The sequence below is a fragment of the Thalassospira indica genome, from assembly GCF_003403095.1.
GTDB classification, from domain to species: Bacteria; Pseudomonadota; Alphaproteobacteria; order Rhodospirillales; family Thalassospiraceae; genus Thalassospira; species Thalassospira indica.
In genome coordinates this window covers 562,240-585,168 of the sequence record NZ_CP031555.1, presented here as the reverse complement: position 1 = coordinate 585,168, position 22,929 = coordinate 562,240, and the positions used below count along the sequence as shown (strand labels likewise).

The window sequence follows — 22,929 nt, the reverse complement described above, 5'->3', positions numbered from 1 at the left end:
CTGATGCGGTAATTAGCCGGTCGAACGTTCAGGCAGTGGCAAGGCGTCATCTTCGCCATCAATCTGCGGGAACTTGCCCGCCGCCCAGTCGGCTTTGGCGGCCTCAATCCGTTCCTTGGAACTGGCAACAAAGTTCCACCAGATATAGCGCCGGCCGACCGGCAGGCCGCCCAGCAACATCACCCGGCAACCGGTTTTGGCAACGATATCGGGGATTTCTTCGGGTGCAACATAGACAAAGCTTTCTGGCTTATAGCTTTCGCCGTCAATCAGAAGCGTGCCTGATACGACGTAAATCGCCCCTTCCTGATTTTCACCCGGCAGAAGAAGCTGCGCGCCTTCGTCCATTTCGACATCAAGGTAATAAAGCTTGGATTTGACCGGCACGGGGGCGGTTTTGCCAAAGGCCTCACCGGCGATCAGTCGCATGTGAAGCCCGGCATCCTCGATCACGGGCAGGTCATTCTTGGCCACGTGGTAAAAGGCGGGATCGGATTCCTCTGCCTCGTCAGGTAGTGCGACCCAAAGCTGCAAACCATCGAGTTCATGAACGGAATTGCGGACCGCATCGGTTTCGCGTTCGGAATGGGTAATGCCGCGCCCGGCACTCATCCAATTGAGATCGCCCGGTGTGATTTCAAGATCACTGCCCAGACTGTCGCGATGGAGGATCGCGCCCTTGAACAGATAGGTCACGGTCGCGAGACACGTATGGGGATGCGGCGGCACATCAATGCCCTGACCGGGTTGGAATTCAACCGGCCCCATATGATCGAAGAATACGAACGGACCGACAGAACGCACATCGCGATGGGGTAAAACGCGACGGACGGAGATACCCCCCAGGTCGGATTCCTTGCCAAAGATCAGCTTAACCATATGTCGCCTCCGTTCTGGTGGTGGGAAAAGCGGCGGGATAAACCGCCGCCTTTCAAAAGTCTGTGGTCAAATCCTGAGAGCAAAATCTGACCATCCTGTGACCTTACGGGCAGGGATAGGTGTAGACCTGATGGATGTTTTCGATTTCTTCGAGAACGCTGTCCGACAGGGTGATGTTGGCCGAGCCGATATTGGATTTCAGCTGTTCCATGCTGGTCGCGCCAATGATGTTGGACGTCAGGAACGGGCGCGAATTGACATAGGCCAGCGCCATCTGGGCCGGATCAAGACCATTGTCCCTGGCGAGCTTCACATAGGCTTCGGTTGCCTTGACGCCGCTTTTCGTCAGAAAGCGCCCGAAATATTGCGGCCAGACCGACGACCGCGCGCCTTCCGGGCGCGAACCGCCAAGATACTTGCCCGACAACGCTCCGCCACCCAGCGGCGAATAGGCCAGAAGACCGGCATCTTCGCGGATCGAGCATTCGGCAAGACCGACTTCATACTGACGGGTCAGAAGGCTATAGGGGTTCTGAACCGAGACAACGCGTGGCCAACCATTCTTTTCGGCCAGTTCAAGGAACTTCATCAGGCCCCACGGGCTTTCATTCGACAGACCGATATGGCGAACCTTGCCAGCCTTGACCAGTTCATCAAGGGCACCAAGGGTTTCTTCGATCGGCGTGAATTGCTCGTCAGCGTCATGGGTATAGCCGAGCTTTGAGAAGAAGTTGGAATTCCGATCCGGCCAGTGCAGCTGATAAAGATCGACATAATCGGTCTTAAGGCGGGTCAGTGACGCGTCGATGGCTTCAAAGATCTGGTCACGGGTCAGACGCGGGCCACCACGGACATACGGGAAACGGTCCGCCGGGCCGACAACCTTGGTGGCAAGAACCAGATCATCACGACGCCCGCGTTTTTCAAGCCAGTTGCCGATGATGGTTTCGGTGGCGGTGAAGGTTTCCTCCATCGCAGGGACCGGATACATTTCGGCGGTATCGATGAAATTGACTTCGTTGGCAGTGGCGTAATCAAGCTGTTCGAACGCTTCGTCCTGTGTGTTCTGCTGGCCCCAGGTCATGGTGCCGAGACAAATTACGCTGACATCAATGTCAGTACGCCCCAATCGACGATATTCCATATGAAATTCCCCTGTTTTGCGCCGCCCGACGCACTGGATCGGTGCGACACATGATTTTGCAATGGATTGAATATATCCGCTTGTCCGCGCGAGATGAAACCGTTCGGGGGAAATTTCTTATTATCGGGTTTTACGCAGCGTCAGATAAACAGGGTCAGAACCCCGGTATAACCGTAGAAGCGGTCATTGCAGATTTCGCCATTGCCGTAAAAGCCTGTCAGCGGCAAATCACCCAGTTCATCACGGATGATCATCATTTCCCGGCTTTCGGTGCCAAACAGATGCGGGCCACGGGCGACACAACTGCAATAAAGGGCCCCGCGCGGTTTGCCTGGCAGGCGTTTTTGCAAATCGGCCAGCATGCGACGCAGATCCTGTTCGGCCGCCGCCCCGTCACGGCGAACAAAACGGATGGCATCGCCCGCCTGTACATCCCCGCTGATCGCGATCATGTGGTTATTGGGATCAATCCCCATCAGATTGCGCACGACAAAATCACCAGTATCGGACCCCGGCACCATCAGGGCCGCATGATAACGACCCGACGCCATGGATTGTTCGCCGCCATCTGCTTCGAGTTCTTCCTTAAGCACATCAAGGGCAGGACGATCATCAAGGGTGGAGACAATTCCTTCGCGGCCTTCGGTGACGCGATGAACCGGACCGACCGGCGTGCAGGCCTGACTGATGCCAACCTGAACGCTGGTTTTGCCATCAAACAAAACGCCTGACAGCCCGCCATCAACAACGCGATCGGCAATCTGTGGCGCGCCGCGTTCGCCCGATGCGATCCCGCCCACAAGATAGGTCGACCCCAGACGTGCAAGTTCGGCCAGTTGCCCCAGACTGTCAGGCGCCCCGGGATCACCATGGACAAGTCCAAAGATCGGCTGCAGACGATCAATTGCCTTTTGCAGTTCTGGCGTATCGAGATCGGCTTCGGTCTTGAGCGGTTCAAAGATATGAAAATCTTCACTGGCAAAGGGTGCCACCATGACAGAGGCCGCTGGCACCCCGAAATAGGCCCGGCCCGATCCGCACACCCCAACGCCAGAGGTTCCGATCCAGTGTTCAATCGACAAACGCGAGCGCAGGAAGGTCAGGATACTGCCAAGATCCGCAGCGAGTGGTTCGGAGACATACAAAAAAGCCAGGGCCTGACTTGGCAGCGGCTCTTTTTCCAGAAGTTCGGCAAGCTCGGATGCGACCGAGGCCCAGTTTTCACCGCTGGCATGTGCCGCCCGAAATTCCGCCGTCATGCTGTCTCCCGTTATTGTCTGGCCAAGGTGCCCGGGTCTTGTGCCCGGTCGATAACCAGAAATCCACTTTCATACATCTAAGCATTGCGCCAACCCTTCCACAAGGGCCTGAGCGGCGGTTTGTCCACAAACGCAAAACGGCGGATCAGGAAACGTGCTTGCGCAAAATTTCCATGGCGGCATTTAGTTGGGTCATGCGCTGGTGGGAGCCATAATTGCTGTCCGGATGGTGGATGGCCGCAAGAACGCGGTACTTGGCGCGGATCGCACGCATATCGGGCCGCGCACTGGGGGCAAAGCCCATGACATGCAGCGCTTCGTTAAAGGTCGTGACACCCCGATCAAGCGGATCAAAAGCCAGATTATCAACGATCTGACGCAGGCGTTCGAGTTCTTCACGCGATTGCAGAAGTTCAACAGGCGGCTCTGCCTGACGTTTTTTAAGTGCGCGGGCTTCTTCAAGGGCTGCACGTTCGGCGGCGAGAACGTCGGATTTCTCAACCCGCATATTGACATCACCCGCATCGAAATCGATCGCCATTTGCAGTGCCTTGCGCACGGTGATTACCGAAAACCCGGGCGGCAGGCGCAATTGCAGGCGGGGTTTGCGCCGCCAGGGGCGCCCCTCGGCCGGGCCAGATTTCAAGACGATGGTTTCGCGATCCCCCTTAGGCGGGTCGCCGGGATCCTGATAATCCTCAATCACCTTTTCGGGCACAATCAGCATCACCGAGCGCGCCAGATCAGCGGCATTCACCCCACGCCGTTCTGCCAGGTGCAGCACAGCGTCACGAAAGATCGAAGAACAGGGAATGGTGTAGGACTGTTTGACGGTGGAAGAAGACGACACTGAACAATCCCTTTAAGGCATTGAAGTATATAACTTAAATCTGACATCCCCGGACACCGAAAGCGCAGATCAAACGCGCCTTTCCGCCCGATAAGATAAAGTGTATCGACGGATTTGAACCCCTGCAACTGCATTTGCAGTCAAAATTGAATCGCTTCCGATTCATTCACAGGCCTATCGGCGACTCGTTGGGAATCCATGGAGTCCCCAGAAAAACGCCAACACATTGATATGACGGGATATTTGGTCAACGGCGTGCATTTCAGGCATCCAGGACACCTGTTTGGTTTCCCAAGAGTTATCCACAGGCCATAAATATCACCTGATTTCGGGAAAATTTATTAAGTTGTTGATATTGTGTGATTTATCACATGGTGCACTTGCGATGCCCAGCCCTGCCGGAAAGGCAAAAAAGGATCAGAAACCCGATAATTGGATAACAGCGTTGGAAGAGGCTTTTTGAAAAACAACATACGCAGTAGCAGAAACGCTGTTCGAAACAGAACCGAAAGTAAATGAGGTGTTAATTTTACACCAAACAGCGTGTTTTGGTCCCCAAATGAGGATTTTCAGACAAGATTCACGGTATTTGCGACACATGCAAAAACCACTTAAATTATTTATTTATATGATATATTCGTCTTTTTACCGCGTTGACTTCGCCTTCTGAAGGTCCGGCCACTTAATCATTTCGGGTTGTTGACGTTTTCTATCTACATACGTAGTTTTTTACGGTTCATAAGCGTCGAAATTGCGCCAATCTGTGTCTTTGTGAAATTTTATAACCTGTCGGGACGCGCACAAGCCCTTGGAAAACCGTCGGTTTTGCGCCCCAGATCATGAAGCGCCGGCATATAGCCAAGCAGGTGCTTCGCGCTTAGCTGGCGTCAGAGGTTTGCAGCAGGTCGACGACATCAGGCAGGATGCGTTTGACGATTACGTCCACGCCGTCGGCATTGGGATGCATCCCGTCATCCTGATTAAGCTCCGGCTCGGCAGCGACGCCTTCGAGGAAAAATGGATAGAGATCAACCTGATAGCGGCTGGCGAGATCGGGATAGATGCTGTTGAATTCATCGCCATATGCCGTCCCCATATTGGGCGGAGCCATCATACCGGCCAGCAGGACATCAACATCCATGCCGCGCAGCTTTTCAAGGATTTCTGCCAGGTTTTCACGGGTCTGGGATGGCTCCATGCCGCGAAGCGCATCATTGGCACCAAGTTCGAGCAAGACCGCATCGGGTTTTTCAACCAGCGCCCAGTCGAGACGCGCCAGTCCGGCCGCCGTGGTATCGCCCGAGACGGAGCTATTGATCACCCGGACATCGTGGCCTGCTTCCTTAAGGGCCGCTTCAAGCTTGGGCGCGAAACCGTTTTCATGATCAAGGCCATAGCCCGCCATCAGGCTATCGCCAAACAAAACAAGGGTTTTTGGCGTCTGCTCGCCATCCTGTGCCTTGGTTTCATAAGCAAACCCGGTCATCCCAAGGGTTGCGAGGGCAAGCGTGGCAAGGGCCAAACCGGCGGATTTGCGAAAGCGTGATACCAACTTATGCGTGAACTTGATTACAGTGCGACCTTGCCCAAACGCCAAATTCATTACAAATCTCACCTTTACATGCTGCGAACTTGCCGGAGCGGTTTCCGACCGTTTACCCTTAAAGAAGTTATTCAGATCAAAAGAAGTCTGAACCAGAAACGTCCTGATCCGTAAGCTTATGTAGCCTGCTTTGTTGATCTTGCAACGGACAACCCGATAGGACCCGAAATGAGTGTGACCGAAACCACCACGATACCGGAACAAAATGTCGCCGCGTCTGGTGAAGCGCCAAAACAGACAATTGATGTGCAAAACCTGAAGCTGCGGCTGCAGGGTCCGGCCGGGATTGTCGAGATCCTTAAAAGGGTTGATCTTGCGATTGGTGCGGGCGAGCGTGTCTCGCTGGTCGGTCCGTCCGGGTCCGGCAAAACATCTCTTTTGATGGTGATCGCCGGACTGGAACAAGCCCAGGAAGGTGTGGTGAAGGTGTGCGACAAGGACCTGCGCGCCCTTGATGAAGACGGCTTGGCGCTTTATCGCCGCCATCATGTCGGCATCGTGTTTCAGGACTTCCACCTGATCCCGACCATGAGCGCGCTGGAAAACGTTGCGCTTCCGATGGAATTTGCCGGGCGTGCAGATGCCTTTGAAAAGGCACGCGAAGAATTGGAACTTGTCGGGCTGGGTCATCGCACTGATCACTATCCCGGCCAGCTATCAGGCGGGGAGCAGCAGCGCGTTGCGCTTGCACGTGCGCTTGCGACCGACCCGGAGCTTTTGCTGGCCGATGAGCCGACCGGCAACCTTGATGGCACGACCGGTGAAACGATTATCGAATTGCTGTTTGATCTGACCAAACGGCGTGGCTCGACCCTGCTTTTGATTACCCATGATCCCGCCCTTGCCAAGCGGTGCGACCGCACGGTGATGCTGCGCGACGGCGAAATCGTTTCGCATCTGGAATCGCAGTCATGAGCATATCTGTTTCCCCCTCTGACGGTGCAGACCGCCTGTGGTCCATTGCCTGGCGTGTCTGCCGGCGCGAGTTGCGCGGCGGGCTTTCGGGCTTTCGTATTTTTCTGGCGTGTCTTGCGCTTGGCGTCGGGTCGATTGCAGCTGTCGGAAACGTTTCGGAATCCGTTCTTTCGGCACTTGAGCGTGACGGGCGGAAGCTTTTGGGCGGTGATGTTGAACTGCGCCTGACCCATCAGGAAGCCACCGGTGATCAGATCGAGTGGCTAACAGCGAACACTGAACGTGTGGCCGAACTGGCGACCATGCGCACCACGGCCTATGGCCCGGACCAGCGCCGGTTGGTGGAGCTTAAGGCAGTTGATGATGCCTATCCGCTTTTTGGCGAGATGGAGCTTGCCGATGGGGTTCCCTTTGACGGGATCCTTGACCAGAAAGATGGCGTCTGGGGTGCGGTGACCGAGGCCGGCTTGCTTGAACGGCTTCGCATCAATGTCGGGGATACAGTTGCCCTTGGCGATATTGATGTTCAGATCCGCGGTGTGATTGCGACCGAGCCTGACAAGGCAGTTGGCTTTTTCAACTTTGGTCCGCGCCTGATGGTGTCGATGGACGGATTGATGGAGACCGGGCTGGTGCAGCCGGGCAGTCTGATCCGCTATTATTACGCTTTGGATATCAATGATAATGAAACCCCGATCGCCTTTCGCGAACGGCTTGAAGAGCAGTTTGAAGATGCCGGCTGGCGCATCCGTGATACGGCCAATGCTAACCCGGGCCTCAAGCGATTTATCGAACGTCTGACCCTGTTCCTGACGCTTGTCGGGCTGTCGGCGCTGCTGGTTGGCGGCATTGGTGTGGCCAATGCGGTGCGCAGCCATATCGAAAGCAAAACATCCGTCATCGCCACGCTTAAATCGATTGGCGCGTCGCATGGCTTGGTGCTTCGGATTTACTTCCTGCAGATCCTTGTGCTGGCCCTGATCGGGATTGGCATCGGGCTTTTGATCGGTGCGGTGACACCGGCGTTGATCGCGCCACTTTTGTCCGGGCGCCTGCCCATTGATGTGACGCTTGGACCGGCATTGCCATCGCTGATCATTGCGACGAGCTTTGGCGTTCTGACCACCTTGGTCTTTGCCCTTCCATCGTTGCTGCGTGCGCGTGAAATTCCGGCAGCACGTTTGTTCCGGTCCAGCGCGGGGCTGTTTAATGGCAGCCCGGTGCGCAAGCGTGACTTGCCCTATATCGGGGTGCCGCTGGTTCTGTTGCTGATCCTGACAGTGCTGACCGCGACCGACAAGGTGATTGCCCTTGGCTTTATCGGCGGGTCGGCGGCGGCCGTGGTGATTTTCACCTTTGCCGGACAGGGCATCGTATCCCTTTCGAAACGGTTGATTACAGGTCGCAGCGCCTTTTCCAGACTGGCATTGGCCAACCTGCATCGTCCAGGCGCAAGCACCGTGCCGGTTGCGCTGTCGCTTGGTTTGGGTTTAACGTTGCTCGTGACGATTTCAGGGATCGAGGGTAACCTTGATAACGAGATCAACGAGAACCTGCCGGATTCTGCCCCGGCCTTCTTCTTCCTTGATATTCGCCCTGATCAGATCGAGCAGTTCCGAGGCCAGCTTCTGGCACAGGATAATGTTTCGGATATCGAACAAACACCGATGCTGCGCGGCCGTGTAACCGCCGTTGACGGCGTTAATTCCAACGATGTCGGGCCAGGCGATGATCGCTGGTTCCTGCGCGGGGACCGCGGACTTACCTTTGCCGCCACCCCGCCACCGGAAACCAAACTGGTACGCGGCGAATGGTGGCCAGCCGATTATAACGACGCGTCCAAGCCACTGGTGTCGATCAGTGCAGATATCGGTAATGCGTTTGATCTGGAGCCGGGCGATACATTGACCGTCAATGTGCTGGGCCGCGATATCACCGCCGAGATCGCCAACTGGCGCGAGATCGAATGGCAAAGCCTGCGTATGAATTTCGCGATGGTGTTTTCACCGGGCCTGATCGACAAGGCGCCCTATAGCCTGATCGCCACCGCCCACATGCCGCGCGAAATGGAAGAACCGGTTGATCGCATGATCGGCATGGATTTCCCGAATGTCTCGGCCATCCGGGTACGTGAAGCGCTGGAAGCGGCCAATGCCATTCTGGCGGGGATCGGAACGGCGCTTAATGCCACCAGCATGATTGCGATTGTCGCCGGCGTGCTTGTGCTTGGCGGGGCGGTTGCGGCCGGCCGGCGCAAGCGCATTTATGATGCCGTGGTGCTCAAGACCCTTGGCGCAACACGGGCCAACATCCTTTATGCCTATGCGCTGGAATACGGGATCCTTGGCCTTGCCACCGGGGTGATTGCCGCCGTGGTCGGATCGGTTGCCGCCTGGTCAGTGCTGGTGCTGATCATGGAAGCCAACTGGGTGTTGTTGCCGATGACCATTCTGGGTCCGATTGCGATTGGCCTGTTTGCCACGCTGGCGGCTGGCTTTGTCGGCACCTGGCAGGCATTGCGCAGCCCGGCAGCACCGTTGTTGCGCAACGAGTAGGCCCACAACTGCCAAAACTTGAAACAGACAAGGCCGGATCCTGATGGACCCGGCCTTGATTTTTGCGAAAACCGTTTCGAAAACGATCTGAATTGACTGATTGAGGATCAGGCGATGTCGCGCAGTGCCCGCCTGACGACCTTGCCGGTGGTTGTCATTGGCAACTGATCAAGGAAGGCGATCTCGCGCGGGTATTCGTGTGCGGCCAGACGGGTTTTCACGAAATCCTTGATTTCGCTTTCAAGCGCCGGGCTTTGGGCAAAACCATCGGCCAGCACGACAAAGGCCTTTACGATCTGGCCGCGCTGTTCATCGGGCTTGCCGATCACACCGGCCATGCGCACAGCAGGATGGGCGATCAGGCAGTCTTCGATCTCGCCCGGGCCGATACGATAGCCTGCCGAGCTGATGACATCATCATCACGCCCGACAAAGCGGATATAGCCATCCTGATCAATGCAGCCCATATCGCCGGTCAAAAGCCATTCACCGACAAACTTGTCGCGGGTGGCTTCGGGATTGCGCCAATATTCAAGGAACATCACCGGGTCGGGCGCGCGCACGGCAATGCGGCCCATTTCACCGGGCTCAAGCACCTTGCCACCCAGATCAATCACTGCAACGTCATGACCGGGCACGGGACGGCCCATCACACCGGGTTTGGGGTCCATGATCGACTGACAGGAACTGACCACCATATTGCATTCGGTCTGGCCGTAAAACTCGTTGATGGTGACATCAAACACCCGACGCCCCCAATCAAGCAGTTCCGCACCCAATGTTTCACCACCGCTTGCGATAGAGCGCAATTTGAAATTGAATCTTTGCGCCATTTCATCACCGGCGGCCCGCATCATCTTTAGCGCCGTTGGCGGCAGGAAGGTATTGCGCACGCCATATTCAGCCATCAGGCGAAAGGCATCTTCGGGTGTGAATTTTTCAAACCGGTGGGCGACAACGGGCACCCCGTGATGCCAGGCCGGCAACAGCACATCCAGAAGCCCGCCAATCCAAGCCCAGTCGGCCGGGGTCCACATGACGTCGCCTTCTTCCGGGAAGAAATCATGTGACATTTCGACACCGGGCAAATGGCCAAGCAACACGCGGTGCGCATGCAAGGCCCCTTTTGGCTGGCCAGTGGTTCCGGATGTGTAAATGATCAGGGCCGGTTCATCGGCCCGGGTGTTAACCGGTTCAAATTCGTCACTGGCCTCGGATGACAGGGCCTTGAAATCAAAACAGCCGTCCGGCGCACCATCAATCACATAGACATATTCAAGGGCCGGCAACAGATCACGGATTTCAGCGATCTTGGCGGCACCTTCCTTGTTGGTCACCAAAGCCTTGGCCGCACAGTTGCCCAGACGGTATTCCAGCGCATCCACCCCAAACAGGGTAAAGAGCGGCACGGCAATACCACCCATTTTATAGGTCGCGACATGGGCAATTGCCGTTTCCGGGCTTTGTGGCAACAAGATCCCCACCCGGTCGCCGCGCCGTATGCCATGACGGCGCATGACATTGGCAAAGCGGTTCGACAGGCGTTTGATCTGTGAAAATGTGTAATCACGGCGCGTGCCATCGCGCCTGCGATGCATCAGGGCCAGACGATCCGGATCATCCGCCCATTTGTCGCAAACATCGACGCCGATATTAAAGTGGGTTGGTACGTTCCAGGCAAATCGAGAACGCACCGAAGCATAGTCAGAACGACTGCCCAGCATATTTCCTCCCTGTATTCGCCGCTGTTCTTGTTTTTTTGGCTGCGGCAAATGTTGCAAGGCATGCTAGTTGCAATCGTCCGAAATTGGAAGGTTTCTCTGTTCCTGACCCTAGCTGCCCGGATCCAGCAGGAAGGTAAAGTTGGCAATTTGCCCGGCATCACTGGTTGCCCTTGCATGACAGCCAAGGCAGGTGGCGTCCGACTGATCCTGCATGAAGCTTTCAAGCGTGCTGTTGGTCAGAAAGCGCGGCACTTCACCAACACCAAAAGGCGCCCCGCCCGGATTGCCGATCCATTGCGTGCCAAGCAGCATGTAGTTTGCAAGAACGCTACCCGACAGCCTGCCCTGCCAGACAAAGTTGCTTTCTGCCGTGCCGGAAAACAGCCGCCAGCATCGCACGATATCGGGCGATGTGGCCCGCCCCCCGGATGACAGGCGGGCATAGGGCGTGTGATCGGCCCATTTCAGGGTTCCAGAGATCGGCTGATTGGCAGGATCGCCTGAAGCCCCCAACCCACCATAAAAAGCATATTGCTGATCCACCGCACCTGGCGCCAGACACCCGTTTTCAAACGGTTCCTTGGTAATGATGCTGTTGGGACGTCGCGCATTGGCCGCCATAGGGACATTGTCGATATGTTCGAAACTCGACCAGATCCAGCGATCCCCATTGCCACTGGCAACCCGTTGCACAAGATGCATGCCAACCAGCCCGACCGTGACATCAAGGCATTTCGCCCGACCATCAAGCGTCTGATCACCGGAAAGCGATATCCGGGCGGGGCGGGTTAAGTAACGGCTATTCTGCGTTGCATCGTCGGTTGGCAAAATGCGCCATGCAAATTTCAGCAATTGCGCCCCCATCACGCCGGGGGCAGCGACCGGGATAATGGGGCCGACGTCGGATATTGCGTTGTTCGCAGGATCATTGGCAGCAGCAGCCTTGGTCGAAACCGCACTCACCACCTTGGCCAGATCGGCCTGCAAATGGCCGGTCGGGAAATCAATGGCCTGCCCGGATTGTGCAAAAGCCGCCCGGCCGGAGCGCGTTTGCAGATTATTGGCGGTGATATAGTCTGCGGCGACCGGATTGATGCGCGTTTCAAACAAAACGAAGTTGCCGGTCTGATCGATCAGGATATCCCCGGTCGATTGCAGATAGCTTGCCAGCAACAAATGTCCGTCTGGCAGATCCTTGCCGCAGGCCGGGTTGGGATAAGTGACCTCGGCAAACAGATCGCGCTTTGTCGGAAAGGTTTCCCAACGTGCGGGCTGGTTCGGGCGATGCAGCGGGTCCATCAGCGATGTGAAGGCCTGCCAGGAAAACCGATCGAACGGGCGTTGTGCGTGATAGGCGAGAAAACGGTAGACGAAGCTGGCATCAAATTCCGGGACATCGACCGGGGCGATGGCGCAAGGCGCATCACTGCTGCCATCCGCACAGAATTCCGATCCGTCATAGGCATCGGTAAAGACCGGAATGTCACCATCACCCGGGGCGCGTTGAAGGCTGGCATTTTGGGCCTGCCCGACCGAAGCGCCAAAAGAGCTTGCGGCAAACAGACAGCCCACGATCAACCCGCCTATAGCCAACCCACGCCCAAAAACCCGAAACCGGAACGGGTCTGAAAGCGATATATTGGATATGGTTGGACGTGACATTGGGCCGGACCTGTATGCGTTTAAACAAAGCTTTGCGAGTCCCGCAGTGGCACCATCATAGACCGGTTTACATAACCTGTCGTCATCGGACGATTTCACGATAGCGTCATATCAAGGGTGAACAAGTTCACATCTGACGGCGGCCCAGCGCAGGACAATCTGTCAAACCGTTGCTTTTCCCGGAAATCCTGCCATATTTTGATCATCGCAGAATTGTATAACTATGTTCTGCTCACAATTGGATCAAAGAGGGATTTCAATGGCTTTTGAAACGCGTCAACGCGGCTATGACGTCTCGGTTGGCCGGTCGGCGGCCGAGATCGATGAAGGTCTCCGCGCCTATATGCTGCGTGTCTATAACTACATGGCATCCGCACTTGCCCTGACCGGTATCGTGGCAATGGCTGTGTCGACCAGCCCGACCCTGATGCAGGCTATTTTCGGCACCGGACTGCACTGGATTGTCATGCTGGCCCCGATTGGGCTTGTGTTCTTCCTGAGCGCGCGCATCCACAAGATGAGCTTTGGTGCCGCACAGGCGACATTCTGGATCTATGCCGGCCTGATGGGTCTGTCCCTGGCGTCGATCTTCCTGGTTTATACCGGTGAGTCGATCGCGCGCACGTTCTTCATCACCGCGGGTACCTTTGGTGCGATGAGCCTGTTTGGCTATACCACCAAGAAAGATCTGTCGGGCTGGGGCAGCTTCCTGTTCATGGGCCTGATCGGTATCATCATCGCAATGGTGGTGAACATCTTCCTTGCCAGCACGATGCTGCAGTTCGTCATTTCGGCGGCTGGTGTTCTGATCTTCACGGGTCTTACCGCCTATGACACCCAGAAAATCAAGGAAGAATACCACGAGCACGATGATGCAACCACGGCAGGCAAAAAAGCCCTGTTCGGTGCGCTGCGTCTGTATCTTGATTTCGTAAACCTGTTCATCATGCTGCTGCACTTCTTTGGCAATCGCGAATAGAAGTCACACGGCATACGCAGTCAAAACCCCCGCAGCACCTGCTGCGGGGGTTTCTTTTTGTCCGGGCAAAACGGCAGGCAAAAATCAGGAGGCGTCAGCGGTGTCCTTGTCTGTCGCCGCATTACCATTTCCACCCGTGGCATCCATCACCGCCTTGCGATGGCCAAGTTGGGAAAGAAAGTTTTCTGATCGGGTATAGCCGCCAGAAGCAGTACGTGCCGCGCCCTTGGCGCCGGCTTCGGTGAATGCCTCGTAAGACTGAGAGTAGCTCATCCGCGCATGGGTGAGCATTTCGATATCCTTATGCAGGTTGCCATTGGTCAGATAGACGGTCGCGAGTGCAAACATGATGCGGCCCCAGATATAGGGATGATCGCGACGCGTGCAGACCTTGAGCGCTGCCTGAAAGACCGGAACAACCTGGGTATCGGGGATGGTAACATCACGGATGGTCGCAGACGACACAATCGCCTCGGCCAAACCATAGGCGATTGTTGCATATAGCGGACCGTGCACGCGGGCATTGATCATGCCAAGCGCCCGTCGGTAATGGCCAGCCCCCTTGTCGACAAGGCTGGCATCTTCCTTATCCTTGCCGGTAAGCACCATGGCCTCGCCAAGTTTGCAGATCGAAAGGGCCCGATCCACCGGCGATCCCATGGAGAGTTCGATGCGGCGCTCCAACATGCGCCAAATCGCAACCGCAAGAGCCCCGGAGCGCGTTTTAAGATTGGCGACCAAGGACCAGTTCACAAGCGACCCGTAAAGGGCGAGTGCTGCTGTGGTGCGCGGGTCTACCTTGGAGAAATCACTAATCCGGTCGAGAAGATCGGACAGCTGGTTTTCCTGCCCGCCCTGATCATTTCCATCGAGCGCCTCGCCCTTAAGTCCGCTCGGCGCTGCGGTTTTGGTTTTGCCGGCTGCTGCCGTCGGTTTATCAGCGATATCGCTGACCATCTGGCGGATATGGGGCTCCATAACGCGCAGCGCCGTCGCGCAATAGGAACGATCCCCGGTTTCCGAAAGGACGAATGCCCCAAATCCATAGGCAAGGGCCACCCCGGCACCCGCCTGTGAAAAGGTATCACCTCCAAGCACGCGGTCCTGCAGGTCTTCAAGAATGGCTGCCAATCGCGCAATCTGAAGGGCACGCTGTTCGCCACCACGTGATTTCAGCACAAGCTGAGCATTCAAAAGGACACGCAGCGCCTCGGAAACATCAGCATGGCTGGGCTGGCGGAAACTGTAGGTCTGGGGCAACATCAGGTCATAAAGCGACGATGTCAGTGCGTCACTGACCATATGCAAATCGACATAGCCGTTGCCGGGATCCTCACGGCCCCAGAAAACCGTATCGGAATCCTTGCGATGTGCGACGTTGAGAACCCCCAACTGGGCTTCTCGGATGGCTTGGAACAGATCGGCAGCATCGGGATTTGGTGAAAAGAACTGATCGATCCTGATCCCGCTGGTTTCCGGAACAGATTTCAAGGCAGCGCTTACAAGTTCGGAAACGTTATCGGCAGAATCGGCGCCAATATGGGCATTGGTATCAGCAGCGGTGAAACGGGCAATGCCATATCGGCACAGAACATCATCGGCCGCCAGATCATCCCCGGCGCCATCCCCCATGTCATCGACAGTGTCAGAGCCCGTGATCAAGGATTTGAACACGAGGCCAACTATTGACCAGAAACCAGCCATTCTTGTCCTTATCCGTCCCCTGCAGTTCAGAGCCTGGATAACAGGGGCCTTAAGACTTTTGTCGGATCATTTTCCTCTTACAAATCAGGATGGTCAATCCTGCGCGTGGGAATATACCTCATACCCAAGAATAGGATACCCGCCCCCAAAATAGGTGAGCAGACCATCCAACCACACAGATTTTTGACGAATTCAGGATTCCCACGGACGCTTGCGCTGTCGCGACGCAGAACGACCTTTCGCAACAGGGGTCTGTGATTTACGTGCCCATGGCCCCGCAGATCTTCCTGGCTTTGCAACATGTGCAGGCTGGCGGATCGGCCCGCGTTGTGATCCCTGCGCATTTCCGCCCGACGGACGGGTCATGGCCTTGAGACGTGCAATTCGATTGGCCATGTTGGGATGGGTTGAAAACAGGCTATCAACGCCCTTTCCCGACAAGGGATTGGCGATATACATGTGCGCCGTTGCCGGGTTGCGTTCAGCATCCATGTTCGGCACAGCATGCACGCCCTTATCAAGCTTGTTCAGCGCACTGGCCAGCCACATGGGATGACCACAGATTTCGGCCCCGATCTTGTCGGCCTCGTATTCGCGGGTGCGTGAAATCGCCATCTGCACGATCATCGCCCCCATTGGGGCCAAGATGGCAATCAGGATCATGCCGATCCCGCCCAGCGGATTGTTGTTGTCGCTGCGTCCCCCGCCAAACATTCCGGCAAACATCGCAAAGTTTGCAAGGGCCGAAATGGCACCGGCGATGGTCGCCGTGATCGTCATGGTCAGGGTGTCACGGTTTTTCACGTGCGCCAGTTCATGGGCCATGACGCCCGCGATTTCATTGCGATCCAGCAGCTTGAGCAGCCCCGTCGTCGCGGCCACCGCCGCATTTTCCGGATTGCGTCCGGTGGCAAAGGCGTTGGGTTGGGGATTTTCAATCACATAGACCTTGGGCATCGGCAGATCGGCATTGCGCGCCAGCCCCTGCACCATGCCAACCAGTTCAGGTGCGGTTTTGTCATCCACCTGGCGTGCACTGCGCATGCGCAGCAACATGGCATCGGAATTCCAATAGGCAAACACATTCATCGCGGCTGCAAACAGCAGCGCAATGATCATGCCCTGTTGCCCGCCAATCATCATGCCAACCGCGCCAAACAGCGCGGTCAACCCGGCGAGTAACAAACCTGTACGGATGTAATTCATCCTCGAATACCTTTTTGGCTAACAGTCTTTGCGAAAGATAGGGCGTGGTTTTGCGTTGGCAAGCACCCGGCAATTATGAACCGGTCTTTCCACAATAGTATAGGCCATCTCCCGTTTGGTGTAGGCAGTTTGTTCCCTCTAACCATCTGACTTCACGGAATAATTGCGTCCTTGTTTGCCCACGTGACCAACATCACAGAACAGGCACCAAAGATATCAAAGGATTCCCGCGCTACACGCATGAGTGGCACTGATATTGCTTGTTTTCCCAACCGTCACAGCAGGAGATATCGCAATGGTCAACATTCAGGGACAATTTTCATTGGTTGGGGCGCAGATGCTGCTGCTCAATCGGCCGATTGACATGAAAACCGGTGAATACACCACCGAATATAGTGCCGAGGAATGGAAAGAACGCATGCTTTCCCGTCAGGCAGAGTTCAAGGAAATCCGAAAGAATGCGGAAAACAACCTTTCGAACTAGCTTGATGACAACAGCGATGCACAGGTAACCCGTGCCTATTATCTGGATGGGGAACTCACCGCCGTTTTTGGCACCGAAAACACCAATGTTTCGAACGGCATGGATTACGGCTTTGAGTACAGGCTTGCCAAAAATGACGGTGAACAGCGCGGGCTGAGTGGCGATGAGCTGAACGAATATGTAGAAAACCGCATTGAGTTCGAGCTCAAAAGCAAATATGGCAACCGCCTGGAAGTCAGGGAAGGCGCTGCAGGTACAATGGGCACGGTTGGCGACTACCGTGAAGCGCTGTTTGGCGGGGAACGCTGGCCATCAGTCGAAAACATTCCACAACATCCGGAAATTGACTGGAACGCACCGTCACCGAAACAGGCTGGCACATGGAAAGGCCCGATAGACCTTAATACAACGGCGTTTCTGGCGATGCGCGAGCAAGCCAAAAACGCCTGACAGGAAAAGTAAAACAGCCGGACCGGCGGGGTCGGGGGAAAAAGACGGTCCGGCTGCTTATGCAACGATATCGGTCACTCCGCAGGCTGATGTGCATCAGCCTCATCAAGTGAACGAACATCGTTACGCCGGCCAATCATGCGTACAAGAACATAAAAGACCGGGGTCAGGATCAGGCCAAATATCGTCACACCCAGCATGCCGGAAAATACGGCAATACCAATCGCGTGGCGCATCTCGGCACCGGCACCACTGGACAGAACCAGCGGGACGACACCCATGATGAAGGCCAAGGAAGTCATCAGGATCGGGCGCAGACGAAGTCGGCTGGCCTCGATCGCGGCCTGAACGGTGCTGCGGCCCTGATGTTCAAGTTCGCGGGCGAACTCGACAATCAGGATGGCGTTCTTTGAGGCCAGTCCGGCCAGCACAAACAGGCTGATCTGGGTGAAGATGTTGTTATCACCCCCGAACAAATAGACACCAAAGACAGCTGACAGGATGCTCATCGGGACGATCAGGATCACCGCCAATGGCATGGTCAGGCTTTCATACTGAGCCGCCAGAACCAGGAATACGAGCAGGATACAAATCGGGAAGACAAAGATCGCTGTATTGCCCGCGAGGATCTGCTGATAGTTCAGTTCCGTCCATTCATAGGACATGCCCGGCGGCAATGTTTCATCGAGGATCTTTGTAATCGCCGCCTGTGCTTCGCCACTGGAATATCCCGGTGCCGCATTGCCATTCAGATCGGCAGAACGGAACGCGTTATAGCGCATGGCCGTATCGGGCCCGAATGTTTCAGAGACCGAAAGCACGGAGCCAAGCGGCACCATATCCCCGTCTGCATTGCGTGTTTGCAGTCGCAGGATGTCTTCCGGGCTTGAACGGTATGGCTTGTCAGCCTGTGCGATCACCTGATAGGTGCGGCCAAAGGCGTTGAAGTCATTGACATACATCGAGCCGAGATAGACCTGCATGGTCCGGAAGACTTCATCAACCGGGATGCCAAGCTGCTGGACCTTGGTACGGTCAAGCGTTGCCTGAAGCTGTGGCACATTGATGTTGTAGCTTGAGAACACACCGGTCAGTTCAGGAGCAGCCCATGCCTTGGCCAGGACCTGTTTCATTGCATCATCAAGTGCGCGATAGCCCTGATCGGAGCGATCCTGCACCTGCAGCTTGAAACCACCGACGGTACCAAGGCCCTGTACCGGTGGTGCCGGGAAGATGGCCACAAAGGCCTCGTCAATGGCACCGAATTTCTGTTGAAGCTTGCCAGCGATGGCAAGGCCCGACAGATCGTCACTTTTGCGTTCGGCAAAGTCGGTCAGCGTGACAAACACGATGCCCGCACTTGAGCTGTTCACAAAGCCGTTGATCGAAAGTCCCGGGAACGCCACAGCACTTTCAACGCCGGGTTCGTTCAGCGCGATATCAGACATTTCCCGAATGACATCTTCGGTCCGGTCCAGCGTCGACCCCTGCGGAAGTTGGGCAAAACTGACAAGATACTGCTTGTCCTGAAGCGGCACGAAGCCGGTCGGCAGAATCTGGAAGCCCTGATAGGTCAGAACGAGAAGACCGGCATAAAGCACCATCATGATGGTCTTTACCCCGAGCAACCGTTTCACGCCACCGGCGTAAAGTTCGGTACTGCGGTTAAAGAAGCGGTTGAAGCCGCGGAAGAACCAGCCAAAGACAAAGTCCATACCGCGTGTCAGCCAGTCTTTTGGCGCATCATGACTGCGTAGAAGCACAGCCGACAAAGCCGGACTCAGCGTCAGCGAGTTGATGGTGGAAATGATCGTCGCAATGGCAATCGTCAGGGCAAATTGCTGATAGAATTGACCGGTCAGGCCGGAAATGAAGGCAATCGGCACAAACACACCGGTGATCACAAGAGATGTCGCAATGATCGGTCCGGTGACTTCGCGCATGGCGGCAACCGTTGCATCGCGCGGCGACAGACCACGTTCGATGTTACGTTCGACGTTTTCAACAACAACAATCGCGTCATCGACCACGATCCCGATGGCCAGGATCAAACCGAACAGCGACAGCACGTTGATCGAAAAGCCCAACAGCAGCATCAGCGCAAAGGTACCAATGATCGATACCGGCACGGCCAGCAACGGAATGATCGAGGCACGCCACGTCTGCAGGAAGACGGTCACAACAACAACAACAAGGGCAATCGCTTCAAGCAGGGTCATGATGACCGACTTGATGGAACCACGGACGAACACGGTCGGGTCATAAACGATCGAGTAATCCAGATCGTCAGGAAAGCTCTGTTTGAGTTCTTCCATGGTGGCGCGGACGTTGCTTGAAATATCAAGCGCGTTCGAGCCCGGCGATGCGAAGATCGGGATTGCCACCGCCGGCTTGTTATCAAGGAGGGAGCGCAACGCATATTGCTGGGCTTCCATTTCGATGCGGGCAACATCGCCCAAACGCGTAATCGTACCGTCAGTTTCGCGTTTGATGATGATGTTTTCGAACTCTTCGGGGCTCTCCAGACGACCACTGATATTGATCGGCAACTGGAACTGCACGCCAGTGTCATAAGGTGCACCACCGATGATGCCGGCTGCGACCTGAACGTTCTGGCTTTGGATGGCGGAAACCACCTCGCCCGCAGTCAGGTTGCGTTCGGCAACCTTGTCCGGGTTGAGCCAAACACGCATGGCATAATCGCCCGAGCCAAACAGCCCGACCTGCCCGACACCGGTGATACGCGCCAGACGGTCACGCACGTTCAGTGTCGCGTAGTTGCGCAAATACAGCATGTCGTAGCGTTCATTGGGCGAGCGCAAATGCACAACCATGGTCAGATCAGGCGACTGCTTTGACACGGTCACACCAAGCTGACGCACAACATCAGGCAGACGTGGTTCAGCCTGTGATACGCGGTTTTGGACTTTTTGCTGGGCCAGATCCGGGTCGGTGCCGATTTCAAACGTCACGGTAAGGGACAGATTGCCGTCGGTGGTGGCCAGCGAGTTGATATAAAGCATCCCCTCGACCCCGTTGATCTGCTCTTCAAGCGGGGAGGCAACGGTTTCGGAAATCTCGGCCGGGTTCGCACCGGGGAATTTGGCTTCTACGACAACGGTTGGCGGCACAACTTCCGGATATTCGGAAATCGGCAAACGCCACATCGCAATCAGGCCCGCCAACAAGATCAGGACCGACAGGACGCCGGCAAAGATCGGGCGATCCACAAAAAAGCGGGAAAGGTTCTGCATGTTTTTCAGCCTTGCTTTAAAGCGCAGTCACACATCGATTACGATGCGGAGGCCTGCAGAATTTCCGGCGCGACAGGCATACCCGGCCGGACCTTCATGATGCCGTTGACGATAACCAGATCACCTTCGTTCAGACCCGACGTCACAATGCGCATGCCATTGATCTCCGAGCCCAGCGTTACCTGACGGTAGGCAACCGTATTGTCGGGTTCGACGACATAGACAAACTTGCGGTCCTGATCGGTGCTGACAGCCTCTGGCGAGACCATGATGACATTGCTTTTGGCCAATGTGCCGACCTCGAGGCTGGCAAAGGTGCCAGGCAGAAGACTGCCATCAATGTTATCAAACAGCGCACGGGTCCGTATGGTGCCGGTCCGCGGATCAATGCGGTTGTCAAAGCTGTGCACGTGACCGGACACATGACGACCATTCGACAACGTCATATTGACCGGAATGGTTTGGGCGGCGGCGTCGATTTTGCCGCTGTCACCAAGACTTGCAAAGAAGGTCTGCTCATCCAGGTCGAAGTCAGCATAGATTTTACCAGTAGAGACAATCGTGGTCAGGACCGGGGCATTGGGGCCGGCATTGACCTGGTTACCGACGGTCAGCTCAACCCGGCTGACACGACCATTGATCGGTGCTTTGACATAGGCATGATCAAGCTGGATTTCAGCCAGTTCAAGCTTGGCCTTGGCGCGGCTGACGTCACTTTGGGCAACCTGATGGGTGCTGAGACGTTCGTCATAGACGCGCTTGGAAACTGTGCCGTTTGAAACGAGTTTTTCGGCCCGTTCCTTTTCCTTTTTCGCAAGCGACAGATTCTGCTGGGCAGCGGCCAGTTCGGCACGGGCTTCGTCGACCGCGGCCTGATAACTGCGCGGGTCAATGACAGCAAGGATATCGCCCTCGTTGACCAATTCACCGTCTTCAAAAAGGATTTCGACAATCGCACCACTGACCTGCGGGCGCAGCTGAACTTCCTCGACCGCACTCAGACGGCCGGAAAAGTTGCTCCAGAGGCGGACAGATTGAGTTTTGACACCCGATACGGTGACCGGGGTTGCCGGTGGGGCTGCTTGTTCGGTTTGAACCGCGACCTCATCAGCGGCGGAACCGGTGATATGCAGGCCATATCCACCGGCGGCAGCAACCAGCGCCAAGGCGGCAGCTGGCAGCAAAATTTTGCGTTTTGATCGAGACTGCATCATTCCATCTTCCAAATAGGTTACGCCGCGCACAGGCAGCACGTTTGGAAGAAAAATGGATACCGATCGGTATGTTGGCAAGTGAATTTAGAGAAAAAAGTGAACTATTTTCTCTGGACAGCGAAATTTACAGGGGATTTAGGTGGCTGTTTCCGCGTCTACATCCCTGTATTTGCATTGCAAATTAAGGATTCGGCAGATGCCGTTACGGATGTCAGACCGAACGGTATCAAGATCATTGAAAACCTGGCCATAGGTTAGCAAACCGTGAACATACTGGAAAATCAATCGCGCCAAAGTTGTGGCGTCGCCATCTTCACCCAGCATGCCCTCGCCTTTCAGGCCGCGCACCATGGACGCCAGATATTTGATCTGTTCTTCGGCAAGTTCGCGCGAGCAGGCCTGGATCGGCTCATCTTCCGGCCCGACCTGACCACCGGCGGTGAAGATCGGGCAGACACAAACTTCATTTTCCCCAGGGACGGCATAGCGTTCCTGCTTGTTGCAAATGAGCTCGATATAGCTGTTAAGCTGTTCCAACGGTGGGACATCCGGGGAAAAGATGGCGCGAAGTTCGTCCTTGCCCTTTTCCCAGTGATGGCGGGCGGCGGCGGCAAACAGCTCTGCCTTGCTGTCAAAGTGATGATAGAACGCACCCTTTGTCACCCCGGCATGCTTGCACACATCACTGACTCCAACGTCGTGGTAACTGCGTGTCGCCAATAGCTCCATCGCCGTTTCAAGCAGCTTGATCCGGGTTTCTGTGGCGTTCCTCATAACCTTAACCTGTTTTGTTTATATGTCTCAGATATACATACCGGTTGGTATTTTTCAAGGAATACACCGGCCATATTTTGATCCCATCATATAATAATGGCAGCAGAATGACAGGATTTCCCATTAATTTCCGTGATCTAGCGCAAATCACGCTGCATCGCCTTTTTTGCCAATCGGCGGTATGTTTTCTCAACGACGCGCTATGAGCACAGGCCATTGATTGAAAATAAAAGAAGGGCGCCCGCTACAGGCGCCCTTCCAGTTTTTCAAAAC

At 55.6% G+C, this 22,929-nt stretch carries 17 protein-coding genes; 5 read left to right on the top strand and 12 right to left on the bottom strand.

Annotated features, from left to right (window positions below; all coding sequences use genetic code 11):
- Nucleotides 1–12: 12 nt before the first annotated feature.
- From DY252_RS02730 to DY252_RS02710, 5 genes are all read right to left on the bottom strand, one after another.
- Nucleotides 13–879, bottom strand: coding sequence for a pirin family protein (locus DY252_RS02730; RefSeq protein WP_064787751.1), 867 nt, complete (start codon nt 877–879; stop codon nt 13–15).
- A 103-nt stretch (nt 880–982) separates the two neighbouring features.
- Nucleotides 983–2,023, bottom strand: a complete 1,041-nt coding sequence (locus DY252_RS02725; protein WP_064787752.1) for an NADP(H)-dependent aldo-keto reductase — start codon at nt 2,021–2,023, stop codon at nt 983–985.
- A 140-nt stretch (nt 2,024–2,163) separates the two neighbouring features.
- The gene (locus tag DY252_RS02720) at nt 2,164–3,282 is read right to left on the bottom strand and encodes an FIST signal transduction protein (RefSeq protein WP_064787753.1); all 1,119 of its coding nucleotides are present in this window, start codon (nt 3,280–3,282) and stop codon (nt 2,164–2,166) included.
- Between the two features lie 145 nt (nt 3,283–3,427).
- Nucleotides 3,428–4,132 carry a J domain-containing protein gene (locus DY252_RS02715; RefSeq protein ID WP_064787754.1) on the bottom strand — a complete coding sequence of 235 codons (705 nt, stop codon included), beginning with the start codon at nt 4,130–4,132 and terminating at the stop codon, nt 3,428–3,430.
- Between the two features lie 877 nt (nt 4,133–5,009).
- The gene (locus tag DY252_RS02710; RefSeq protein WP_064787755.1) at nt 5,010–5,735 is read right to left on the bottom strand and encodes an arylesterase; all 726 of its coding nucleotides are present in this window, start codon (nt 5,733–5,735) and stop codon (nt 5,010–5,012) included.
- Between the two features lie 168 nt (nt 5,736–5,903).
- On the opposite strand from DY252_RS02710, the gene DY252_RS02705 reads away from it, so the two are divergent.
- The gene (locus DY252_RS02705; protein WP_064787756.1) at nt 5,904–6,650 is read left to right on the top strand and encodes an ABC transporter ATP-binding protein; all 747 of its coding nucleotides are present in this window, start codon (nt 5,904–5,906) and stop codon (nt 6,648–6,650) included.
- Entirely contained in the window at nt 6,647–9,205 is a 2,559-nt protein-coding gene (locus DY252_RS02700) for an ABC transporter permease (RefSeq protein WP_064787757.1), read from the top strand. Before DY252_RS02705 ends, DY252_RS02700 begins: the two co-directional genes overlap by 4 nt.
- Before the next feature lie 107 nt (nt 9,206–9,312).
- Here DY252_RS02700 and DY252_RS02695 read toward each other — a convergent pair whose 3' ends face one another.
- Nucleotides 9,313–10,929 (bottom strand): acyl-CoA synthetase, encoded by a 1,617-nt coding sequence (locus tag DY252_RS02695; RefSeq protein WP_064787758.1) that lies wholly within the window; start codon nt 10,927–10,929, stop codon nt 9,313–9,315.
- 108 nt (nt 10,930–11,037) lie between these two features.
- Nucleotides 11,038–12,501, bottom strand: coding sequence for a hypothetical protein (locus DY252_RS02690; RefSeq protein ID WP_231959636.1), 1,464 nt, complete (start codon nt 12,499–12,501; stop codon nt 11,038–11,040).
- Nucleotides 12,502–12,850: 349 nt separating this feature from the next.
- On the opposite strand from DY252_RS02690, the gene DY252_RS02685 reads away from it, so the two are divergent.
- The gene (locus tag DY252_RS02685) at nt 12,851–13,570 is read left to right on the top strand and encodes a Bax inhibitor-1/YccA family protein (protein WP_064787759.1); all 720 of its coding nucleotides are present in this window, start codon (nt 12,851–12,853) and stop codon (nt 13,568–13,570) included.
- 84 nt (nt 13,571–13,654) lie between these two features.
- On the opposite strand, the gene DY252_RS02680 is transcribed toward DY252_RS02685, so the two are convergent.
- Nucleotides 13,655–15,274, bottom strand: a complete 1,620-nt coding sequence (locus tag DY252_RS02680; RefSeq protein WP_064787760.1) for a hypothetical protein — start codon at nt 15,272–15,274, stop codon at nt 13,655–13,657.
- 192 nt (nt 15,275–15,466) lie between these two features.
- Nucleotides 15,467–16,480, bottom strand: coding sequence for a zinc metalloprotease HtpX (gene htpX / locus DY252_RS02675; protein ID WP_064787761.1), 1,014 nt, complete (start codon nt 16,478–16,480; stop codon nt 15,467–15,469).
- A 295-nt stretch (nt 16,481–16,775) separates the two neighbouring features.
- Between htpX and DY252_RS02670 the strand changes: the two genes are divergently transcribed.
- Complete coding sequence (locus DY252_RS02670; protein WP_064787762.1) at nt 16,776–16,964, top strand: hypothetical protein; 189 nt, start codon at nt 16,776–16,778, stop codon at nt 16,962–16,964.
- A 99-nt stretch (nt 16,965–17,063) separates the two neighbouring features.
- Entirely contained in the window at nt 17,064–17,414 is a 351-nt protein-coding gene (locus DY252_RS02665; protein WP_064787763.1) for a hypothetical protein, read from the top strand.
- A 74-nt stretch (nt 17,415–17,488) separates the two neighbouring features.
- On the opposite strand, the gene DY252_RS02660 is transcribed toward DY252_RS02665, so the two are convergent.
- From DY252_RS02660 to DY252_RS02650, 3 genes are all read right to left on the bottom strand, one after another.
- Complete coding sequence (locus DY252_RS02660; protein ID WP_064787764.1) at nt 17,489–20,668, bottom strand: efflux RND transporter permease subunit; 3,180 nt, start codon at nt 20,666–20,668, stop codon at nt 17,489–17,491.
- Nucleotides 20,669–20,706: 38 nt separating this feature from the next.
- Nucleotides 20,707–21,882, bottom strand: a complete 1,176-nt coding sequence (locus DY252_RS02655; RefSeq protein ID WP_231959637.1) for an efflux RND transporter periplasmic adaptor subunit — start codon at nt 21,880–21,882, stop codon at nt 20,707–20,709.
- Nucleotides 21,883–22,017: 135 nt separating this feature from the next.
- Nucleotides 22,018–22,656 carry a TetR/AcrR family transcriptional regulator gene (locus tag DY252_RS02650; RefSeq protein WP_064787765.1) on the bottom strand — a complete coding sequence of 213 codons (639 nt, stop codon included), beginning with the start codon at nt 22,654–22,656 and terminating at the stop codon, nt 22,018–22,020.
- Nucleotides 22,657–22,929 lie beyond the last annotated feature (273 nt).